This is a genomic window from Listeria cossartiae subsp. cayugensis (assembly GCF_014229095.1).
In the GTDB taxonomy this organism is placed as follows: domain Bacteria; phylum Bacillota; class Bacilli; order Lactobacillales; family Listeriaceae; genus Listeria; species Listeria cayugensis.
Genome location: NZ_JAARZC010000001.1, coordinates 658636 through 677461 on the forward strand (window position 1 = coordinate 658636; position 18826 = coordinate 677461).

Below are 18826 nucleotides of genomic sequence, written 5' to 3' on the forward strand. Positions count from 1 at the left end.
GTGTAATCAATTTGATTCCAGGCGGTTTTTGTTTTAAAAACTTTACTGTTTCGCCTTCCTTTGCTATTCTACTAAGAGAGCAGGAGGAGAAAGATGACAAAAAAATTAGTAGTATGTATAAGTTTAATCGCAATTATTTTAAGCGGTTGTAGTTTTTCAGAATCAACAACAAAAACATCCAATATCACCGAAAAAACTCTAAATGGTGCAAGTTTTACCTTTTTTGATGTCGGACAAGGGGATAGCACGCTTATTCAGGCAGAGGATGGCACGACGATTTTAATTGATACTGGTCGCCAAGATGATGACCGGATTTTAACGTATTTAAAAGAAGCAAATATCAAGAAAATTGATTTGCTCTTGCTGACTCACCCACACGCCGACCACATTGGTAATGCTGATAAAGTAATTGCTACATATAAACCAAAAGAAATTTGGATGGACGGTCTAACTTTTTCTAGTAGTATTTACGAAAAAGTAATCGATGCAGCACTAGCTTCAGATGCGAAATATAAAGAGCCAAGACGCGGCGAAAAAGCCACTTTTGGACCATTTAATATAGAAGTTCTCAGCCCTGATAAATTGGAAAATGAGGCAAATAACGATTCTATCGCAATAAAAATGACTTATAAAGACATTTCCGCGATTTTCACAGGCGATGCAGAAAAAGGTCGGGAAAGGGAAATGGTCGATAGTGGCGCCAATTTAGAAGCAGATATTTTAGACTTAGGTCACCACGGTTCATCGACATCCAACCAACCATTTTTCCTAGACAAAGTAAAACCACAAGTGGCTGTTTACTCCGCTGAGAAGGCAAATAGTTATGGACATCCGCACGTGGAAGTACTGGAATGGCTGAAAGAGCGCAATATAAAAACATACGGAACCGATGTAAACGGAACAGTTACTATCGAAACCGATGGAGAAAAAATTCACATTCAAACAGAAAAAGAAGGTACCCCAAAATCAGGAAGCAGCTACAGCAAAGGAAGTAGCACACAAAAAACCGAAGATGCTAGCTCCAAAGAATTACCGAAAAGCATTAATTTAAATACAGCTTCTAGTGAAGACTTGCAATTATTACCACTTATTGGGCCAGCGCTCGCAGATAAAATTATTGCAGGGCGCCCATATCAATCAATAGACGACTTGAAAAAAATTAACGGCATTGGCGATGGCATTGTGCGCCAAATTAAAGAACAAGGCATTGCCGTAACAAAGTAGGTGATTAGGGTGAAAAAAGCAATTTTAGATCGGATAGAAGATGGAAAAGCAGTTTTTCTCATTGAACCAGACCACGCTGAATGGCTCATAGACCAAGAAAAGCTCGATGCAGCCATAAAAGAAGGGGATGTTGTCACTATTTCAGATGCAAATGAAATAGTACAACATCCCCAAGAAACGGATGAAATGAAAAAACGAATTGCGGAAAAGTTGGAAAGACTAAGAGAAAGAAACTGAGAAAAACTTTTTTAAACTCTCATGAAATTATCATCTTTCTTTCAGCACATTCTTTTTTAGAAAAGTTATTATATGTATAAGCTAACAACAAGCAAAACATTTTCATTTCTTTCCCTTTTTAGAATGAAAATCCCAAACTCCCTTTTAGCTAGTGCGGTTTACTCCCTTTTTCCGCACTAGTTTTTTTGTGTGTAAAAATCACTTTTTCGGCGGGAAGAGGAATTTATTGCGTCCAGCATCTAGGCCGCAATACAACATAATTAGCGTAATACCAATTAAAACATACAAGGTCGGTTGCCAACTGCCGAGTGTATCGTGCAGTGTTCCAAATAAAATCGGACCAGAAGCGGCAAATAAGTAACCAATCGATTGCGCCATTCCAGATAAATCCGCTGATTCAGTCGCGCTTGTTGTTCGCAAATTAAAGAACATCATCGAGAGACTAAACGACATCCCCGAACCAATCCCATATAAAATAATCGCAGTAGATAAAATAGCCACATTACCAGAAGCAAACATAATTCCAAAAATCCCAATCAAAAATAACGAAACCGAAATCCCAACAAGTAACTGCTGGTTTTTCATCCGCCCAGCTATAATGGGAATAATAAACGTAATCGGCATAACCGCAAATTGCATCAGTGAAAGCATCAGACCACTAGAAGTACTAGATAATCCTTGGTCAGCTAAAATATTCGGCAACCAAGCAATCGAAATATAATAAATCGCCGACTGCGAACCCATAAATAATGAAATCTTCCAAGCAAGTGGTGATTTCCAAACCGAAGTAGTAACCATATGTGTCGCAACTTTCTCTGTGCTACGTTGATTAAATTTCAACTGTGGTAGCCAAATAACTAACGCCAAAACCGCAAGCATTGCCCAGAAAACCATACTTCCATGCCAGCTAAAACGATTATTCATTGCGATTGGAACTGTTAAACCAGCCGCAAGCGCCGCACATAAATTCATCGAAATTGAGTAAATCCCAGTCATCAATCCCAATTTAAACGGAAATTCCTTCTTAATCAAACTAGGTAAAATAACATTTCCGACCGCAATCGCAAGCCCAATCAGAAACGTCCCAGCAAACAAATTAAGTTCGCCGCCAAACGGTCGAAGTAAACTACCAATCACCAGCGTCAAAAGAGCAATAAAAATTAATACTTCGATTCCAAGTGCTCGGCTTAACTTCGAAACAAACGGTGAAAGTCCCGCAAACGCAAGAAGCGGAATCGTTGTTAGCAACCCAGCCATCGTATTCGTCAAATGTAAATCGGTTTGAATCATTCCAAGTAACGGACCAACTGAAGTGATAGGCGTCCGTAAATTCGCAGCAATTAAAATAATTCCTATAATAAGCATCACCTTACTCGAACGCGTAAGGATTTTTTTATTGGTTAAATCTGAATTCATTTATTTTCTCCATTCTTGGCAGCAATTCGTTTGAAAAGAGTAATATACTCTGTAACTTCATTTGCTGCTTGTTCTTTGTTTCGTTTTTCGATTGCTGATACAAGCGCCGCATGCCCACCGTGTTGATTTACTGCTGGTTCCATTTCCGTCGTACTTGTAATCGAAAACTGTATTTCTTCTAAAATATTTCCATACATATCTATCAACAAATCGTTATGAGCTGCTTTCACAATCGCTAAATGAAGGGCCGAATCAGCTTTGACAAAAGCCGCCACATCATTGTTTTTATTTGCTACATGACAAAGCCTGCGATATTTTTCCATTGTCGCTAAATCTTCTTTCGTGCGTCGTTCACATGCTAAAATAACAGCTTCCCGGTCAAGCGCGTGCCGAATTTCAAGGATTTCCTGAACAGACGATTCGCGAACACGTTTTTGCATAATCGCATGTAACTCACTATTATTTCGCACAAAAGTGCCGTCGCCTTGTTTTGTTTCCAGCAAACCAATATGCGCCAACGCACGAATAGCTTCACGTAGCGTGTTACGACTGATGCCAAACTCCGCCATCAAGTCAGCTTCTTTCGGAATACGTTCACCAATTTTCCAAGTTCCGCTCGTAATTTCTGCTTTTATTTGATCATAAACTTGTTCTGCAAGTGATTTCCGTTCAATTTTTTCTACCATGTTGTCACTCCTTTTTAAAGGTAGGATGATTGGTTCTATTTTACATAAGAATCGTTTTTTTGTAAACCTTATTTTACTAAGTTGTGATAAAATGGAGAAAGAAAAGGGCAGGTGACGAAATGAATTGGTTAGAGAAGCTAAAAGAAAATGACACGGCAAGACGGGTGCTAGTGTTTATCCTGCTAGGCGTCGTTTTGTATTTACTCAGAAGCATGATTGATTTAATATTACTAACTTTCATTTTTGCATTTTTAGTGACGCGATTAGAAAACGTTATTTTAAAAAGAATACGAATACCACGAAAATTAATAGTGATAGTCTTGTATTCGTTAGTTGCGATTTTTTTATACATCGCGATTGTACATTTTTTACCGATTTTAATTGATCAAATTTCCCAACTAGTAGATTCACTCGTAAAAATTTATAATAATCCTAGTGATAACACAATTGTGCAGTGGATTGTTGGATTTTTAAAAGAATCTAACATTCAAAAGTACTTACAAGCCGGCGTTGATTTTATTATTGCATCACTTTCAGGCATTGGCTCGGTTGGATTATCTTTCTTTTTAGCGCTAATCCTTAGCTTGTTTTTCTCCTTGGAAAAAGAACGCGTGACTTCCTTTACCGGACAATTTATGACGAGTAAAGTTGGTTTTATTTTTAAAGAAGCGGCATTTTTTGGAAAGAAATTTGTGGCGACTTTCGGTGTTGTTTTAGAGGCACAACTAATGATTGCGTTAGTAAATACGGTTATTACTACGATAGCACTGTATTTGATGGATTTTCCGCAGTTGCTTAGTTTGTCGATTATGGTGTTCGTGTTAGGACTGATTCCTGTTGCTGGGGTGATTATTTCCTGTATTCCGCTAGTACTTATCGCTTATACCGTTGGCGGATTCCAAGATGTTGTTTATATTTTAATTACGGTTGTTATCGTCCACGCAATTGAAACGTACATTTTAAATCCAAAACTAATGTCATCTAAAACGAATTTACCGGTATTTTACACATTCATTATTTTAATATTCTCGGAAACATTCTTCGGGGTGTGGGGACTCATTGTCGGAATTCCAGTCTTCGTATTCCTGCTAGATATTTTGGAAGTAAGAAATGCGGATGATTTAAAGAAACGTACGATATTTGGACGCAAGAAAAAAGTAGATTAGGCATATGCTTAATCTACTTTTTCTTTCCCCCATAAAAAGTCGGCTACTTCCGCATCGACATCCGTGTTTTCGTGGAGTTTACTATGAGCGGCATTTTTTCCAGTGAAGGTTTTTTCTTGATAACTCTCTGCTTGACCTTCGAAAATGAATTTGCCGGATAAGGCACTCGCGACAGAAACACTACCATCACTTTTCGTTCCATCTAAAGTATCACCTGCAATATTCAGCACACGTAAATGAGTAGGGATTTTTTGTTTGTTTTTCATAAATTCGCTATAACGGTCGGAGGATTGTTTGGGTCCTTTATCTGTAAGGTCGTACGCCGTAACACCATCATCCCCAATAACTAATCCATTGAGCGGGGAGCCGATTAACACTAGTTTTTCAAGAATAGGATAGGCTTTGTCGCTGCCGACTTTTTCAATATAACTTGTTAAACTAACGCCACCCATGGAATGACCGACTGCGTATACTTTCTCAATGTGATAATTATTCTTCAGCTCTTTCATCACATTTTGAATCCACTGTGCTTGATTATCCATTGAGCTCTTGTTATCTTCAAAAACGACTTGAATTGTTGGGTTATTACTAAATTTATCGTAGTTTCCGTCTGTACTTACTGTTCCATCAGCGGCTACGGTCATTACGAGTGATTTAGTCACATCGCCCTCATCGGCAAGACGGTTAATCATTCCGCCAAATGAATTTGCAGTTCCAGAATAGCCATGGACAAAAAGGGTAGGAATCGCAATTTCAGAAACGGGATTGACCGTTTTTTTCGTTGTTTTATTGCTAGTTATAGTAGGTTCTTTGGCTGCTTTTTTAGTCGGTTCAAATTGAAGGAAAATTATCCAGAAGCCAGCAACAATAATGGCTAAAATGATAATGGCAATTATAACTTTTTTCATTCGAAACATCCTTTAATATTTATTTCTCGCCCCATAAAAACTGGCCAACATATTTATCAACGACAGTAGACTCATGCATGCTGCTGTGCGTTGCTTGCGGTCCTTTGATGACATGTGTAATCACTTTTTGATGTGCAAATAATTTTTCGCCATATAAGACGCTATCTAATTTTACTTCACCATCACTATTCGAGCCATCTTCCAAATTACCACCAATAATCATAATTTCTGTATTATCGGGTAAAACTTTCGCCATTTTTTCAGCAAATTTTGCGTGGACGTTATTGGCGTTTTTAATATCCACCTGCTGATCACCGTTAACATACTCTTCCGGATAAAATGGCACGGCAAGGAAAACAATTTTATTTACTTGCGGATAGGATTTGTTTTTTTCATAACTTGCTAAATATGCTACCCAAGCGCCGCCGCCCATCGAATGACCAACCGCGTTGAATTTTTTAATGTCATAATTTTGTTGTAAATAAGACATGACTTTTTTTGTCCACATGGATTGTTGAGGAAGTGTTGCCCGATTATCTTCAAAAACAATGTTGATAAGTGGATTTTTTTCATTTTTATTATAAGTTCCAGTTGTAGAAATATCACCATCTGGACTGACATTGACAGTTAATGACTCTGTGCCCCAATCATACTTTTGATCAAAGCGACGTATCATTCCATGAAGTGAACGGTCTGTCCCGCGATAACCATGAATAAAAATGGTCGGAATGGCATCGTTGGCTGCTTTTGGATATGACGTGTTAATTGTGAGTAAAATAAAAATCGCTCCAACTAAACAGCCTAATGGTAAGATAATGGAGAAGAACACGCGCTTTAGCATTATTTTACGCCCCTTTAAATTTCGTTATGAACAAATTATACATTTTTTTAAAGCAAAACGCACGATTGGTCCTCTTTTTCTACCAATTTAATAGTTTATTCTCATGGAAACATATAGTATACTGGAAAAATAAGCGAAGAAACGGAGGCATTTTTATATGATTAAACGAACTGGTGAGATAGTACTCGCTATTATAGGTCTTATTTTTAGTGTACTGACACAAGCAGCTATTGCTATTATAGGTCTTTTAATGACAAGTGGTTCAAAAGGAAAAGAAGGCTTAGCGACATTTTACAATAATTACTACCAAACAATGACAGAACGGGAAATTCCTAAAAGTGAAATTCCTGACCCTGACCGCGTGCTAAATTTCGTCCAAACATTATCTTGGACAACATTAACAGGTGGACTGATTACGCTTGCTCTTGGCGGATTTGGTATTTATTATATAATGAAAAATAGAAAACCAGTCTTTGCGGGATATTTGTTTTTAGCAGCAGGCATTGTATCGCTACTTTCAACCGCGTTGATTACTTTTATTCCTGCGATACTACTGATTGTCGCAGCAATTCTTTGTTTTGTTCGCAAGCCTAAAAGCACTTTTTCAGGATTATAATTTGTAACGAGCTTGAATTTTTCAAGCTCGTTTTTGTTTTATTAGCCGTTTTTTAGGGAATAAAATAGTGGATTTCAAGAGGAGGTTGATAGTGTGAAAAATAAAGTAGGAATTATTGCCGGAGCAGTCGCTGGGGTCGCTGGGGTTTTAGCCTGTGCAGCAATTTATGTAGTGAAAAAGCAAATGCCGCCTACCCCTTTTGATGAGGTAAATGATATTCGAACACGTTATGAGGACAAAGAAATTTCGGAAACAGAGCTAGAAGAGAACAACATGATTTCAGAAGGTGGCGTTTCTTCTATTCAATATGAAGAAAAAGTAAAATAAACGAAAAGCAGTTTGTATCTTGCGTTACGCGGGAAGCAAGCTGTTTTTATATTCGTAAAAAACTGCTTATTATAGTAGATATATGTTATCCTGTAGTTAGACAATAGGGCTCAAGTTGTAGGTGAATTTCCTTCTACAGCGGGTTATTATACTTGATACATAGCGTTATGATAGGTACAGTAATAAAAGAAAATATATCAGCTACATTTGGAAGTTAGGAGGTAGACGCATGAGAGCAATATTCATTGGCGTATTAATTGTTTTACTAATAGCGATGATACTTATCGTCTTATGGCCAGCAATCATGGCAACTATTGGCGCAGTACTCGGCTTTTGGTCACTAAAGAAATTACTTGAAGCAAAATCTGTAAGCGAAAAAGTTATTTATGGTGTTCTAATCGGCGTGGGTGCCTTAATAATTCTAGCTAACTTAAAAGGAATTTTGGTTGTCGCAATTATCGGAGCAATCATTTACTTCCTAACTAGAAATAAAAATAAACCAAGAAAAAATGATGACGTATTCGACTACCCATACAATAAATAATTGGAGGAGAAAAAAATGGCAAACCTTTTTGAAAAAATGAAACAATGGAATAAAGAAGTTAGTGAAAAAATTGAGAAACGTGAAGAAAAACGTCGTAATTCGGTAAGTTACTATATGGATAAAACAAAACAAGAAATGAAAGATGCAGAACGCATGGTAGAAAAACAACGCGAACTAAAGTCTCTTTTCTATAAAGAATATAAAGAAATGGAAGTTTATGTGGAAAAACGTCGTCGCCAAGCAGAAATTGCAAAAGAAGCTGGCGAAACAAAACTAGCTGAGTTCGCTTTAGAGGAAGTAGCTCAATACGAAGAACAATTAGAAGCTACGAAAGGCCACTACGACCAAGCGTCCGAACAACTTGAAAAATTAGAACTACGCATGCACGAAATGCGCTTAAAATGGAAAAATCTTAAAACACAACATTTAGCTGAAATGGCTGAAAAAAATGCTACCGAAACATCCGAAAAAATGGACAAAGTTATCCATGATATGAGCTGGGGTAGCGTTAGCGACTATCATGAAGCACAAAAACAACGCGACTTAGCTGAAGAAGCAGAGAAAAAAGCCGATATGAACAAAGAACTTTCTCAATCATTTGATGACCTTATGGACGAACTGGAAAAGAAAACAAAGAAAAGTAAAGAAATCATCAAAGATAAAGCACAAAACTTTACTACAATGGTAGATGAAATTATTGAACGTGAAAAACAAAATTTCAAGAAACCAGAAAAAGCTTCGATGGAAGATCAATTAAATGAACTAGAAAAAGAAGCTGCAAAAGAACAACCAAAAGAAGAAAAAGAAGTACTGATTCCAGAACTAGAGAAAAAAGAAGAAGAGAACGAAACAGATAAATAAAACCGTAAGCGCAGAATTAATATTCTGCGCTTTTTTTATGCGTTCACCATTTTTTTGGTTATTTTAATTTTTTTTGGGTAAAGAGGAAAAGATAAGTTGCATTTTAATAGATACATGCTATAATAATTGGTATAGACCGATTTAATGAGGAGGCAAATTGTAATGACTAACAAAGTAATTACTAACGCTACAATTTATACTGGTAAAGGTGTTCTAGAAAATGCTTTCGTACGTTTTGATAAACAAATTTTAGAAGTTGGCTCAATGGCTAATTTTCAAGCGGACAAAGCGGAAGAAGTAATCGATGCAAAAGGACAAAAACTTGTTCCAGGTTTCATTGATGTTCATTCACATGGTGGTTATAGTTTTGACGCAATGGATGCAGATCCAGACGCACTTAGAAAACAAGTAAATGGTATGTTAAATGAAGGGATTACTACTTACTTCCCAACAACGATGACGCAATCTCACGAAAATATCGAAAAAGCGCTAAAAGTGATTAACGAAGTCGCGCAAACAGAACCTGTTATTGGCGGGATTCATTTGGAAGGTCCATTTGTTTCCAAAGTCTTTAAAGGAGCGCAACCAGAAGAATATATCCAAGCGCCTGACTTAGAACTTTTCAAAAAATGGTTTGATATTTCTGGTGGGTTAATTAAATTAGTAACATATGCACCAGAACATGACACTTCTGCTGATTTTGAAAATTTGTGTTTCGAACTAGGAGTTGTTCCAAGTATTGGTCACTCTAATGATGTGCGTGAACACTTGAAAACAAGTAAAGCGACACATGCGACACATTTATATAATGCATGTCATCGTATGACACACCGCGAGCCAGGTGTTCCAGGTCACGTTTTACTAGAACGCGGTATTAATGCAGAACTAATTGTTGATGGTATTCACGTTCATCCTGATATGGTGAAATTAGCCTATCAAATGAAAGGGCCAGAACATTTATGCATTATCACTGACTCAATGCGAGCAAAAGGTATGCCAGAAGGAAAATCCGAACTTGGCGGCCAAACTGTTATCGTAAAAGATAAACAAGCTCGTTTAGAAGATGGAACTTTAGCCGGAAGCGTACTTACTTACGACGACGGTTTCCGCAACATGATTAAATTTACAGGATGCTCCGTTGAAGAAGCAGTTCTTATGTCTTCTGGAAACCAAGCACGCGAATTTAATTTAACACAAAAAGGTGCAATCGAGGCTGGTAAAGATGCAGATTTCAACTTACTAGACGAAGATTTACACATTACAGCAACTTATTCATTCGGAAAAAAACATTCTTGAGAGGAAGATAATAAAATGCAACTTATCACAACAGAAAATAAATTAGCAGGTTCCAAAAAAGCGTTAGAAATTATCGAAAAAGGCATTACATCAGGTGAAGTAAACACACTTGGCCTAGCAACAGGAAGTACACCAGAAACACTTTATGCTGAGCTTGTAAAAAGCGATGTTGACACGAAAAATGTAACAACAACGAACCTAGATGAATATGTAGGTCTTGCAGCAAACGACCCAAACAGTTATCATTACTATATGAACGACTTGTTATTCTCTAAAAAAGCATTTAAAGAAAGTTTCTTACCAAACGGAGAAGCGACGGATGCAGAAGCAGAATGCGCACGTTATGAAGAAATTTTATCTGAGCACCCAATTGATATTCAAGTGCTTGGAATTGGAACAAATGGCCACATCGGTTTTAACGAACCAGGAACTTCTTTTGATTCGTTAACACATAAAGTCGTTTTAACAGATTCTACTCGTGAAGCAAACAAACGCTTTTTCGAAAGAGAAGAAGATGTTCCAACACATGCTTATTCTATGGGAATTAAATCAATCATGAATGCGAAGAAAATTATCCTACTTGCTTTTGGTGAAAACAAAGCACAAGCAATCAAAGAAACTATTAAAGGACCTGTAGATGTGAATTGTCCTGCTTCTGTACTTCAAAATCATCCAGATGTTACTGTGATTCTTGACAACGAGGCGGCGTCACTTCTATAAGAAGAGGGCGGGAAAATGATCGATAAACAATCAGGAATACCGATTTACATTCAGATTCAAAGTGAAATTAAAAAGAAAATGGAAGATGGCGTCTGGAAAGTTGGCACATCGATTCCAGCTGAACGTCAACTTGCCGAAATGTTCCACGTGAGCCGAATGACAGTAAGACAAGCCATTCAAGGCCTCGTTGATGATAACATTTTGCAAAGACGTGTTGGTGCTGGGACTTTTATTGCGGAAAAGAAATTAACCGAACGACTTGAAGCGGTTACGAGTTTTACGAATTTGATGTTACAAGAAGGAAAAGTTCCTTCGACGCGAATCGTATCGTACGGCATTCGTCCGGCAAGTACGCAAGAACAAGAAGCCTTACAACTACCAGAAAACAGCAATGTAATGAAAATTGAGCGGATTCGTTACGGCGACCGCGTGCCAATTCTTTACGAAGTTGCTGCCATTCCAGAAAAAATTGCTTCACTGCTAACAAAGGAAGACATAATGGATTCCCTTTATAAAGCGATTGAATTAAAACTTGGTCAAACAATTGGAGAAGCAGAACAAATTATGGAAGCTTCTTTAGTGTCAGAAAAAATTGCGCCATATCTTGATGTAAAACTCGGCTCACCGGTTATGAAACTCAGACAAATTACAACCTTAGAAGACGGTCGACCATTTGAATTTACACGTTCTCAGTATGTAGGTAGTAGATTTCAATTTGTAGCTAGGATTAAACAATAAATCAAAAGCTTGAGGTAGCATGCGTGCGCTTCAAGCTTTTTTGCTTAATGATTTTCGTTGTCTTTTTGCAAATAAAAAAGTATAATGAGATGAGTAAAAAATTTGCGGGGAGGACTAGCCATGAGCTGGATGATTATTTTTATATGTTTTGGCGCGTCCGTACTACTTACACCGCTAATTCGAAAAATAGCGCTTTACTTTGATATTACAGATAAACCAGATCAACGCCGCATTAATGTGAAGCCGATTCCGAGCTTGGGTGGACTAGCTATCTTCATTAGTTTCGCTATCGGAATGTTTTTACTTCCAATTGAAAACGAATTCTTATGGCCGCTTCTGATTGCGGCATTTGTCATGGTTTTAACTGGATTATTAGATGATATTATGGAATTTAAAGCAAGATATAAATTAATTGGTCAAATCGCCGCTGCCTTTATTATTGTATTTTGGGGCAACCTTAGCATCGACTTTATCAACTTACCATTTGGTGGGGAAATTCATTTTGGAATATGGAGTATTCCGCTAACCATTATTTGGATTGTGGCAATTACGAATGCCATTAACTTAATCGATGGACTGGACGGTCTTGCTGCTGGTGTTTCGACCATTGCTTTACTGACAATTTTAGGAATGGCCTTTATTATGGGTGACGCACTTGTTATTATGATAGCAAGCGTATTAATCGCTGGAACACTGGGCTTTTTACCATATAACTTTAACCCTGCCAAAATTTTCATGGGGGATACGGGCGCACTTTTCTTAGGTTTTATTATTTCTGTGTTATCTGTGATGGGATTCAAAAATGTCACGTTTATTTCTTTAATTGTACCAATCTTAATTTTAGGTGTACCGATTTCAGATACGCTTTTTGCTATTATTCGACGCATGGTAACGAAACAACCAATCGCGATGGCGGATAAATCACATTTGCACCATTGTTTATTACGACTTGGCTTCACGCATCGGCAAACCGTTATTTTGATTTATGCGATTGCCGCACTGTTTTCGTTATTCGCATTTATTTTTACGATGTCGACACTTTGGGGTTCAATGATTTTAATCGGTGTACTGCTCATCTTAATTGAAGTATTGATTGAGACGCTTGGATTAGTAGGAAGCTCCTATCGACCATTGTTGAATTTATTTAAACTAACAAAAGAAGATAAAATAGATTAGAGATTAGTTACTTAGGCTAGTCTCTTTTTTGTGCCAAAATTCTTATTGAGTAACAAGTCTTCTTGTGATACATTTATCAAGTAACGTTTTTGTAGAAATGAGGAGAAAAACATGGAAATCATTGCGACAGCAGATTCAATGAAACAAGCTGAACAATTGCTTCGCGCGGGGGTAGACAGATTATACGTAGGTAATAGCCAATTTGGTTTAAGATTGCCACATTCATTTTCTGTCGAAGAATTACGTGAAATAGTTCATTTAGCGCATCAAGAAGGAAAGAAAGTAACTGTAGCAGTAAATTCGTTAATGCACAACGAACATATGGAAGAGTTGCCGGGTTTTTTAGAGCAACTTGCCGATATGAAAGTGGACGCGGTAGCATGCGGCGATCCAGGTGCAATTATGCTTTTAAGTGAAATGGCTCAACCGATACCATTTATTTACGATGCCCAAACATTTGTAACTAGCGCAGAACAAATTTCGTTTTGGGAACAACAAGGAGCGGTCGGAGCAGTACTTGCAAGAGAGCTTACAGAAGGCGAAATTAAAGCTATTGCGAAAAGTCTCTCTATTCCTGTAGAAGTACTTATATACGGGCCGACATGTATCCATCAATCCAAACGTAGACTTGTAACGAACTACCAACGCATTGTTGAAATGGAAGATGATACATCGAAGGAACGCGGACTTTATTTACGTGAGCCAAATGATGAAACAAGCCAATTACCAATTTATGAAGATGAATCCGGAACGCATATTTTTGCTTCTGAGGATGTTTCGCTTGTGCCTTATTTGGCTGATTTATATGAAGCTGGCTTAAAAACGTGGAAACTCGATGGCGTTCTTGCCGAATCAGAGAATTTCGTCCAAATTGCTGCTTTACTTGTTGAGGCGAAAGAGGCCGTTATAAAAGGTCAATTTGTTGCGGAGTATTTTGTGAATAAATTAACGGAATTACAACCTAAAACTAGAAAATTAGACGCTGGATTTTACTTGAAAAATCCGGATGATGTGAAATAGGGGGAATAGCATTATGAGTAAAGTATTAAAAAAACCAGAAGTGCTAGCTCCAGCTGGTAACTTAGAAAAATTAAAAATTGCGATTCGCTACGGTGCGGACGCTGTATATATTGGCGGGCAAGCTTTCGGGCTTCGGTCTCGTGCAGGTAATTTTAGTTTTGATGAAATGAAACAAGGTATCGCTTTTGCACATGAGCGTAATGCGAAAGTATATGTGGCGGCGAATATGGTTGCGCATGCTGGTGATACAGAAGGCGCTGGTGAATTTTTCCGGACACTTCGCGATATTGGTATTGATGCAGTCATCGTGTCTGATCCAGCCTTAATTAGCATTTGTTTTCAAGATGCTCCGGGGTTGCCAGTCCACTTATCCACACAAGCTTCGGCAACTAACTATAAAACTTTAGAATTTTGGAAGAAGCAAGGCCTTGAACGTGTTGTACTTGCACGTGAAGTTAGCATGCAAGAAATTCAAGAAATTGGCGAAAAAACCGATGTTGAAATGGAAGCTTTCATTCATGGCGCAATGTGTATTTCTTATTCTGGTCGTTGTACTTTATCGAATCATATGGCGAACCGTGATGCGAACCGCGGCGGATGTGCGCAAAGTTGTCGTTGGAAATATGATTTATTTGAAATTGATAATGGTGTTTCGAAAAATTTGGTGGATACGGATGAAGAGCCATTTTCGATGAGTGCGGTCGATTTATCCATGATTAAATATATTCCAGATATGGTCGATGCTGGCGTCGATAGTTTGAAAATTGAAGGACGAATGAAGTCGATTCATTATGTTTCAACGGTTGCAAGTGTCTATCGTCGCGCAGTTGATGCTTACTGCGAAGACCCTGAAAACTATGTATTTGACCCAGCGTGGGAAGAAGAATTATGGAAAGTTGCTCAGCGCGAATTATCCACAGGCTTTTTCTATAAAGAACCAACCGAAGACGAGCAATTATTCGGTAAAACGCGGAAAATTCCTCAATATGCTTTTGCGGCGCAAGTGCTGGAATATGATGAAGAAACGAAAATCGCTACTTTACAACAACGAAATAATTTTGGCGTAGGGGAAGAAATTGAATTTTATGGGCCAGGAGATACTGGATTTAAGCAAGTCGTAGAAGTACTTTGGAATGAACATGGCGAGGAAATTGACCGTGCGCCAAATGCAATGATGACCATTAAAATGCCGGTAGACAAACCTGTGAAGCCATTTTACTTTATGCGAAAGAAAAAATAAAAAATCTCATGCTGCAGTAGGATTGTCGTGTACTCCCTAAGTAAGGTATAATGGGGTAAGTACATATGAAGGAGGAGATTAATTATGATAGGATGGATTATTGCTATCGCTGTTGTTGTTATTTTAGTATTGATTTATTTCGGTCTATACAACAGCCTTGTAAAATACCGTAACCGTGTGGATGAAACTTGGGCGCAAATTGACGTACAATTAAAACGTAGATTTGACTTAATTCCTAATTTAGTTGAAACAGTTAAAGGGTATGCCAAACACGAAAAAGAAACATTGACACAAGTAATTGAAGCTCGTAACAAAATGATGGAAGTTCCTGCTGACAACCGTCAAGGACAAATTGAAGCAGATAATATGCTAAGTGGAGCACTTAAATCTATTTTTGCATTAGGTGAAGCTTATCCAGATTTAAAAGCAAATACTTCTTTCATCGAATTACAACATGAATTAACTACTACGGAAAACAAAGTGGCTTATTCTCGCCAACTTTATAACACAACCGTAATGACTTATAACACAAAAGTACAATCAGTACCAACTAACATCGTTGCAAAACTGCATAACTTTACAGAACGTGATATGCTTTCTATTCCAGAAGTAGAGCGCGTTGCACCAAAAGTAGAGTTTTAAGCCATGAAGGAGAGCGAAAATTATGCTATTCGAACAAATTGCAGCAAATAAGCGAAAAACTGTTTTTATCATTCTTGGCTTTTTCATTTTCGTTCTTATGGTTGGCGCTGCTATAGGTATTATTGTTTGGAATAACTATCTGAATGGGCTTATACTAGCAGCAGTTATTGGTGTATTTTATATTTTGATTATGGTGATGAGCAGTTCGTCAGTTGTTATGGCGATGAACCATGCGAAGGAAGTCACCTCAAAAGATCAAGCACCAGTTTTGTGGGATACCGTTGAAAGCATGGCAATGGTTGCTGGTATTCCGATGCCCAAAGTATATATTGTTGAGGATGCAAGTCCAAACGCTTTTGCGACAGGGATTTCTCCGGAAAAAGGAGCAGTGGCTGTCACTAGAGGATTACTAAATAAATTAGAACGATATGAATTAGAAGGCGTTATCGCGCATGAAATTTCTCATATTCGTAATTATGATATTCGGTTATCAACAATCGCTATTGCGCTTGTAGCGGTTATTGCAATTCTAAGTGACATCGCAATGCGAATGATTTTTTGGGGAAGCCTAACTGGTGGCAGAAATAGCCGTAAAAGTGACAACAATAACAGTGGTGGGGCGCAAGCGATTATCTATATTGTCGCGCTGATATTTGTTATTTTGGCACCAATTATTGCAACAGCTATTCAATTTGCTTTATCTCGTAACCGGGAATATTTAGCTGATGCGAGCGCGGTAGAACTAACACGAAATCCAGATGGACTTATCCAAGCATTGAAAAAAATTAGCGGTGATTCGAAAAAAATGGAAGAAGTTAGTGCTTCTAGTGAGTCTATTTACTTTTCGTCACCACTCAAGTCTAAAAAAAATAAGCCGGGTCTTTTCGACTCACATCCGCCAATTAGTTCGCGGATTGAACGCTTAGAAAATATGTAATAAAAAAAGTAGCAGCCTAGGAAATAGGTTGCTACTTTTTTATTATAAGTTACCGATATACTTCCAGTGTGACTGGCCAGCTGGTGCATCGATTAATTCTACTTTTTGTTGGAGACGCCATTTCTTCATTTGGCGCTCGATTTGTTGTTCAGAAACACCATAAAATTCAGCCATCGAAGCGGAAGAAGTTACTTTTACTTTGGCTAAGTATTCTTCCATTTGCGGGCGTGCTTCTGGTTCTGGGAAATCATTTAAAAGCTCGGATAAAACGTGCACATAAACTTCGTAACGATGAAGTCCGCTTAGTTTTAATCCAGCATCTTCTATATTTTTATTGAAAAATACGACGGTAGGATTTTCGCGAATTTCCATTTCTTGTGCTACTTTTTGATCGCCAATATAAGCGCGTTTAGCAACAGTAGAAGCCAAATCTTTTTTGAATTCTGGAAGATCTAGGCCAGTGGAAACAGCGATATCATGAAGTACTTCTTCACTAGCGATATCTTTATTTTCAAGGAAATAGGCTGCTTGAATCTTACGTAAAAATGTAATGCCTTGTTTTTTCCCTTGGAGTTCAGCGGCTTTGACTGCAAGACAAGAAATATAGGAAAGGTGCGCCCCTATTTGTTGTTCTTTTAAGCTTAGGTTACTATTTCCAGCGCGTTTTTGTTTACAAACAAATGTCTGCAAATTATTATGCAGAACATAGCGCAATTTGAAATAGTTTCCGTACTCCATTTGTAACCGGAGCATGTTCGCTTCAATATTCCAACAGTCATCACAAGCAGGATCAAAAAAGAGATAAATTTCGATTGGCTTGGAATTTGCTACTGACTGATAATATAAGTTTTGGTTAATCATTTGCTATCACCTGATTTTCAAATTCTAAATATCTTTAAACAGATACTCATTTCAATGTACCAGTGTGAAATGAAATAATTCACTGCTCAGTAAAAGCTGATACAAAATTGGGTTTTGCAACTTACATATCTATTTTATCAGCGTAATGTAAATTTAACAAATAATTGTCATTGGCTTAACATATTTATTCGCTGTTTTTTAAGATTTTGTGTCATTTTACTGCAAATTCGTATAAATTTACTCCTTATCGCCATACACGTGATGATAAAATCTTGCTACTTTATTTTCAGCTGGTTGATTGGTTATTTGATATTCTTTCAGTAACTTATCAAAAATTTCTTTTCCTTTATCATAATCTGCCACTTCGTATTCTAAATCAAAGTCAGATATCGTCCCATAAAAATTCTTATCGAAAACGAGCAAGCCTTTTTTATAGTCTTTTTCAGCACGGATTGTTTTGAGCGAACCGAAAACTTGTAGGTCTTCATGGTTGATGCCGATTTCTTTTAATGTATCGCGAACAGGGCCAACTGGAATGTTCGCTCCGGCAATAATCGCGGTTGCTTGGTCGGCGCCAAGGATTTGCGTTGTTTCCATTAATCCGCGCGCTTCTGGTGTTTTCAGTGTTAACTGATATTGCGATTCTAGCTCGCGAATACGAAGCGCGGAATGACGTTCTTTTAAGCCGAAATCAGCTGTATCTAAATAATAATTCGTTTGCTCGAAAAAATCTTCTTCTTTCACGCGAAAATTTTCAATTAGGGTACCGTACTCTTCTTTTGTTAATAAATTGCGGAATTCGATTTCTAGTTCTTTTACCATGGAAAATCAGCTCCTTTTAATGAAATGTTGCATCTAAATCTTGTGCATAAAATTGAATCGCTTTTTTGTAGCTTAAAATAGCTTTGTCATTTGTCGTATTTGTTAGTAGCAGCAAAGTTTCTTCGAGTGCTTCTTTTTCTAAGCCTTGATTATACTTCGCCATAATCGAAAAAGTGCGCAAAGCATTATTTTCTGGGAATTCTTGTAATGCTTTTTGGAAAAGGCTGCTGGCTTTTTCGGGCTGGCCTGTAATACGGTAAGTGCTTCCGAGGCCGATATAAGCTTCTTTACGATCAGCAGCGGGAAGACCAAGTTCAAGTGCTTTCTCGTAAAAAGGGATCGCCGCATCTTCTTTCCCAAGTGCGTCGTGCGCCCATGCGGCAAAATAATGAAGTTCAGCGCTTTTTGGATTGTTTTTTAGTTCACTGAGTGCTTGAGTGCGCGCAGTTTCGTAATCGCCATTTTGAAGTAAAGTAAGAATCATTTTTATCATCCTTTGTATTGTCGTTTGAAGGCTTCGGTTTTATTTTAACATGGGATTGAAAAAA

The 18826-nt window shown here is 37.7% G+C and carries 22 protein-coding genes; 15 read left to right on the top strand and 7 right to left on the bottom strand.

Annotated features, from left to right (window positions below; translation table 11 throughout):
- The first annotated feature begins 93 nt into the window (after positions 1 to 93).
- Together HCB49_RS03345 and HCB49_RS03350 are read left to right on the top strand one after the other, a co-directional pair.
- Positions 94 to 1224 (top strand): MBL fold metallo-hydrolase, encoded by a 1131-nt coding sequence (locus HCB49_RS03345; RefSeq protein WP_185604109.1) that lies wholly within the window; start codon positions 94 to 96, stop codon positions 1222 to 1224.
- A 9-nt stretch (positions 1225 to 1233) separates the two neighbouring features.
- A complete protein-coding gene (locus HCB49_RS03350) occupies positions 1234 to 1461 on the top strand; it encodes a DUF3006 domain-containing protein (protein WP_185604110.1) in 228 nt (75 codons plus the stop codon).
- Positions 1462 to 1659: 198 nt separating this feature from the next.
- On the opposite strand, the gene HCB49_RS03355 is transcribed toward HCB49_RS03350, so the two are convergent.
- Both HCB49_RS03355 and HCB49_RS03360 read right to left on the bottom strand, forming a co-directional pair.
- Positions 1660 to 2877 (bottom strand): CynX/NimT family MFS transporter, encoded by a 1218-nt coding sequence (locus HCB49_RS03355; RefSeq protein ID WP_185604111.1) that lies wholly within the window; start codon positions 2875 to 2877, stop codon positions 1660 to 1662.
- Positions 2874 to 3563, bottom strand: coding sequence for a FadR/GntR family transcriptional regulator (locus HCB49_RS03360; RefSeq protein WP_185604112.1), 690 nt, complete (start codon positions 3561 to 3563; stop codon positions 2874 to 2876). The genes HCB49_RS03355 and HCB49_RS03360 overlap by 4 nt, the downstream gene beginning before the upstream one ends.
- A 119-nt stretch (positions 3564 to 3682) precedes the next feature.
- Between HCB49_RS03360 and HCB49_RS03365 the strand changes: the two genes are divergently transcribed.
- Entirely contained in the window at positions 3683 to 4729 is a 1047-nt protein-coding gene (locus HCB49_RS03365) for an AI-2E family transporter (protein ID WP_185604113.1), read from the top strand.
- 8 nt (positions 4730 to 4737) lie between these two features.
- Here HCB49_RS03365 and HCB49_RS03370 read toward each other — a convergent pair whose 3' ends face one another.
- Both HCB49_RS03370 and HCB49_RS03375 read right to left on the bottom strand, forming a co-directional pair.
- Positions 4738 to 5637 (bottom strand): alpha/beta hydrolase, encoded by a 900-nt coding sequence (locus HCB49_RS03370; protein WP_185604114.1) that lies wholly within the window; start codon positions 5635 to 5637, stop codon positions 4738 to 4740.
- Between the two features lie 19 nt (positions 5638 to 5656).
- A complete protein-coding gene (locus HCB49_RS03375; protein WP_185396185.1) occupies positions 5657 to 6478 on the bottom strand; it encodes an alpha/beta hydrolase in 822 nt (273 codons plus the stop codon).
- A 157-nt stretch (positions 6479 to 6635) separates the two neighbouring features.
- On the opposite strand from HCB49_RS03375, the gene HCB49_RS03380 reads away from it, so the two are divergent.
- The 12 genes from HCB49_RS03380 to htpX all read left to right on the top strand — a co-directional run bounded on the left by HCB49_RS03380 (position 6636) and on the right by htpX (position 16595).
- Entirely contained in the window at positions 6636 to 7094 is a 459-nt protein-coding gene (locus HCB49_RS03380) for a DUF4064 domain-containing protein (RefSeq protein ID WP_185604115.1), read from the top strand.
- Between the two features lie 93 nt (positions 7095 to 7187).
- Positions 7188 to 7421: a hypothetical protein gene (locus HCB49_RS03385; RefSeq protein ID WP_185480198.1), complete on the top strand. Its 234-nt coding sequence runs from the start codon at positions 7188 to 7190 to the stop codon at positions 7419 to 7421.
- A 229-nt stretch (positions 7422 to 7650) separates the two neighbouring features.
- Positions 7651 to 7965, top strand: coding sequence for a lmo0954 family membrane protein (locus HCB49_RS03390; protein WP_185604116.1), 315 nt, complete (start codon positions 7651 to 7653; stop codon positions 7963 to 7965).
- Positions 7966 to 7980: 15 nt separating this feature from the next.
- Positions 7981 to 8826, top strand: coding sequence for a PspA/IM30 family protein (locus HCB49_RS03395; RefSeq protein WP_185604117.1), 846 nt, complete (start codon positions 7981 to 7983; stop codon positions 8824 to 8826).
- Positions 8827 to 8988: 162 nt separating this feature from the next.
- Complete coding sequence (gene nagA, locus HCB49_RS03400; protein ID WP_008947339.1) at positions 8989 to 10122, top strand: N-acetylglucosamine-6-phosphate deacetylase; 1134 nt, start codon at positions 8989 to 8991, stop codon at positions 10120 to 10122.
- Positions 10123 to 10137: 15 nt separating this feature from the next.
- On the top strand, positions 10138 to 10842 hold the full coding sequence (gene nagB, locus HCB49_RS03405) for a glucosamine-6-phosphate deaminase (RefSeq protein ID WP_069892045.1): 705 nt from the start codon (positions 10138 to 10140) through the stop codon (positions 10840 to 10842).
- 15 nt (positions 10843 to 10857) lie between these two features.
- The gene (locus tag HCB49_RS03410) at positions 10858 to 11580 is read left to right on the top strand and encodes a GntR family transcriptional regulator (RefSeq protein ID WP_069892046.1); all 723 of its coding nucleotides are present in this window, start codon (positions 10858 to 10860) and stop codon (positions 11578 to 11580) included.
- A gap of 120 nt (positions 11581 to 11700) precedes the next feature.
- Positions 11701 to 12756, top strand: coding sequence for a glycosyltransferase family 4 protein (locus tag HCB49_RS03415; protein WP_185480194.1), 1056 nt, complete (start codon positions 11701 to 11703; stop codon positions 12754 to 12756).
- A gap of 111 nt (positions 12757 to 12867) precedes the next feature.
- Positions 12868 to 13776 carry a peptidase U32 family protein gene (locus tag HCB49_RS03420; protein WP_185480193.1) on the top strand — a complete coding sequence of 303 codons (909 nt, stop codon included), beginning with the start codon at positions 12868 to 12870 and terminating at the stop codon, positions 13774 to 13776.
- Between the two features lie 13 nt (positions 13777 to 13789).
- Positions 13790 to 15016: a peptidase U32 family protein gene (locus tag HCB49_RS03425; RefSeq protein WP_185391024.1), complete on the top strand. Its 1227-nt coding sequence runs from the start codon at positions 13790 to 13792 to the stop codon at positions 15014 to 15016.
- A gap of 84 nt (positions 15017 to 15100) precedes the next feature.
- Positions 15101 to 15658 (top strand): LemA family protein, encoded by a 558-nt coding sequence (locus HCB49_RS03430; RefSeq protein ID WP_003722783.1) that lies wholly within the window; start codon positions 15101 to 15103, stop codon positions 15656 to 15658.
- A gap of 22 nt (positions 15659 to 15680) precedes the next feature.
- Positions 15681 to 16595 (top strand): zinc metalloprotease HtpX, encoded by a 915-nt coding sequence (gene htpX / locus HCB49_RS03435; protein ID WP_185403247.1) that lies wholly within the window; start codon positions 15681 to 15683, stop codon positions 16593 to 16595.
- Between the two features lie 42 nt (positions 16596 to 16637).
- On the opposite strand, the gene yjbH is transcribed toward htpX, so the two are convergent.
- The 3 genes from yjbH to HCB49_RS03450 all read right to left on the bottom strand — a co-directional run bounded on the left by yjbH (position 16638) and on the right by HCB49_RS03450 (position 18762).
- Complete coding sequence (gene yjbH / locus HCB49_RS03440; protein ID WP_069892051.1) at positions 16638 to 17456, bottom strand: protease adaptor protein YjbH; 819 nt, start codon at positions 17454 to 17456, stop codon at positions 16638 to 16640.
- 237 nt (positions 17457 to 17693) lie between these two features.
- Positions 17694 to 18278, bottom strand: a complete 585-nt coding sequence (locus HCB49_RS03445) for a CYTH domain-containing protein (protein WP_185604118.1) — start codon at positions 18276 to 18278, stop codon at positions 17694 to 17696.
- Positions 18279 to 18294: 16 nt separating this feature from the next.
- Positions 18295 to 18762, bottom strand: coding sequence for a tetratricopeptide repeat protein (locus tag HCB49_RS03450; RefSeq protein WP_185604119.1), 468 nt, complete (start codon positions 18760 to 18762; stop codon positions 18295 to 18297).
- Between the last annotated feature and the right edge of the window lie 64 nt (positions 18763 to 18826).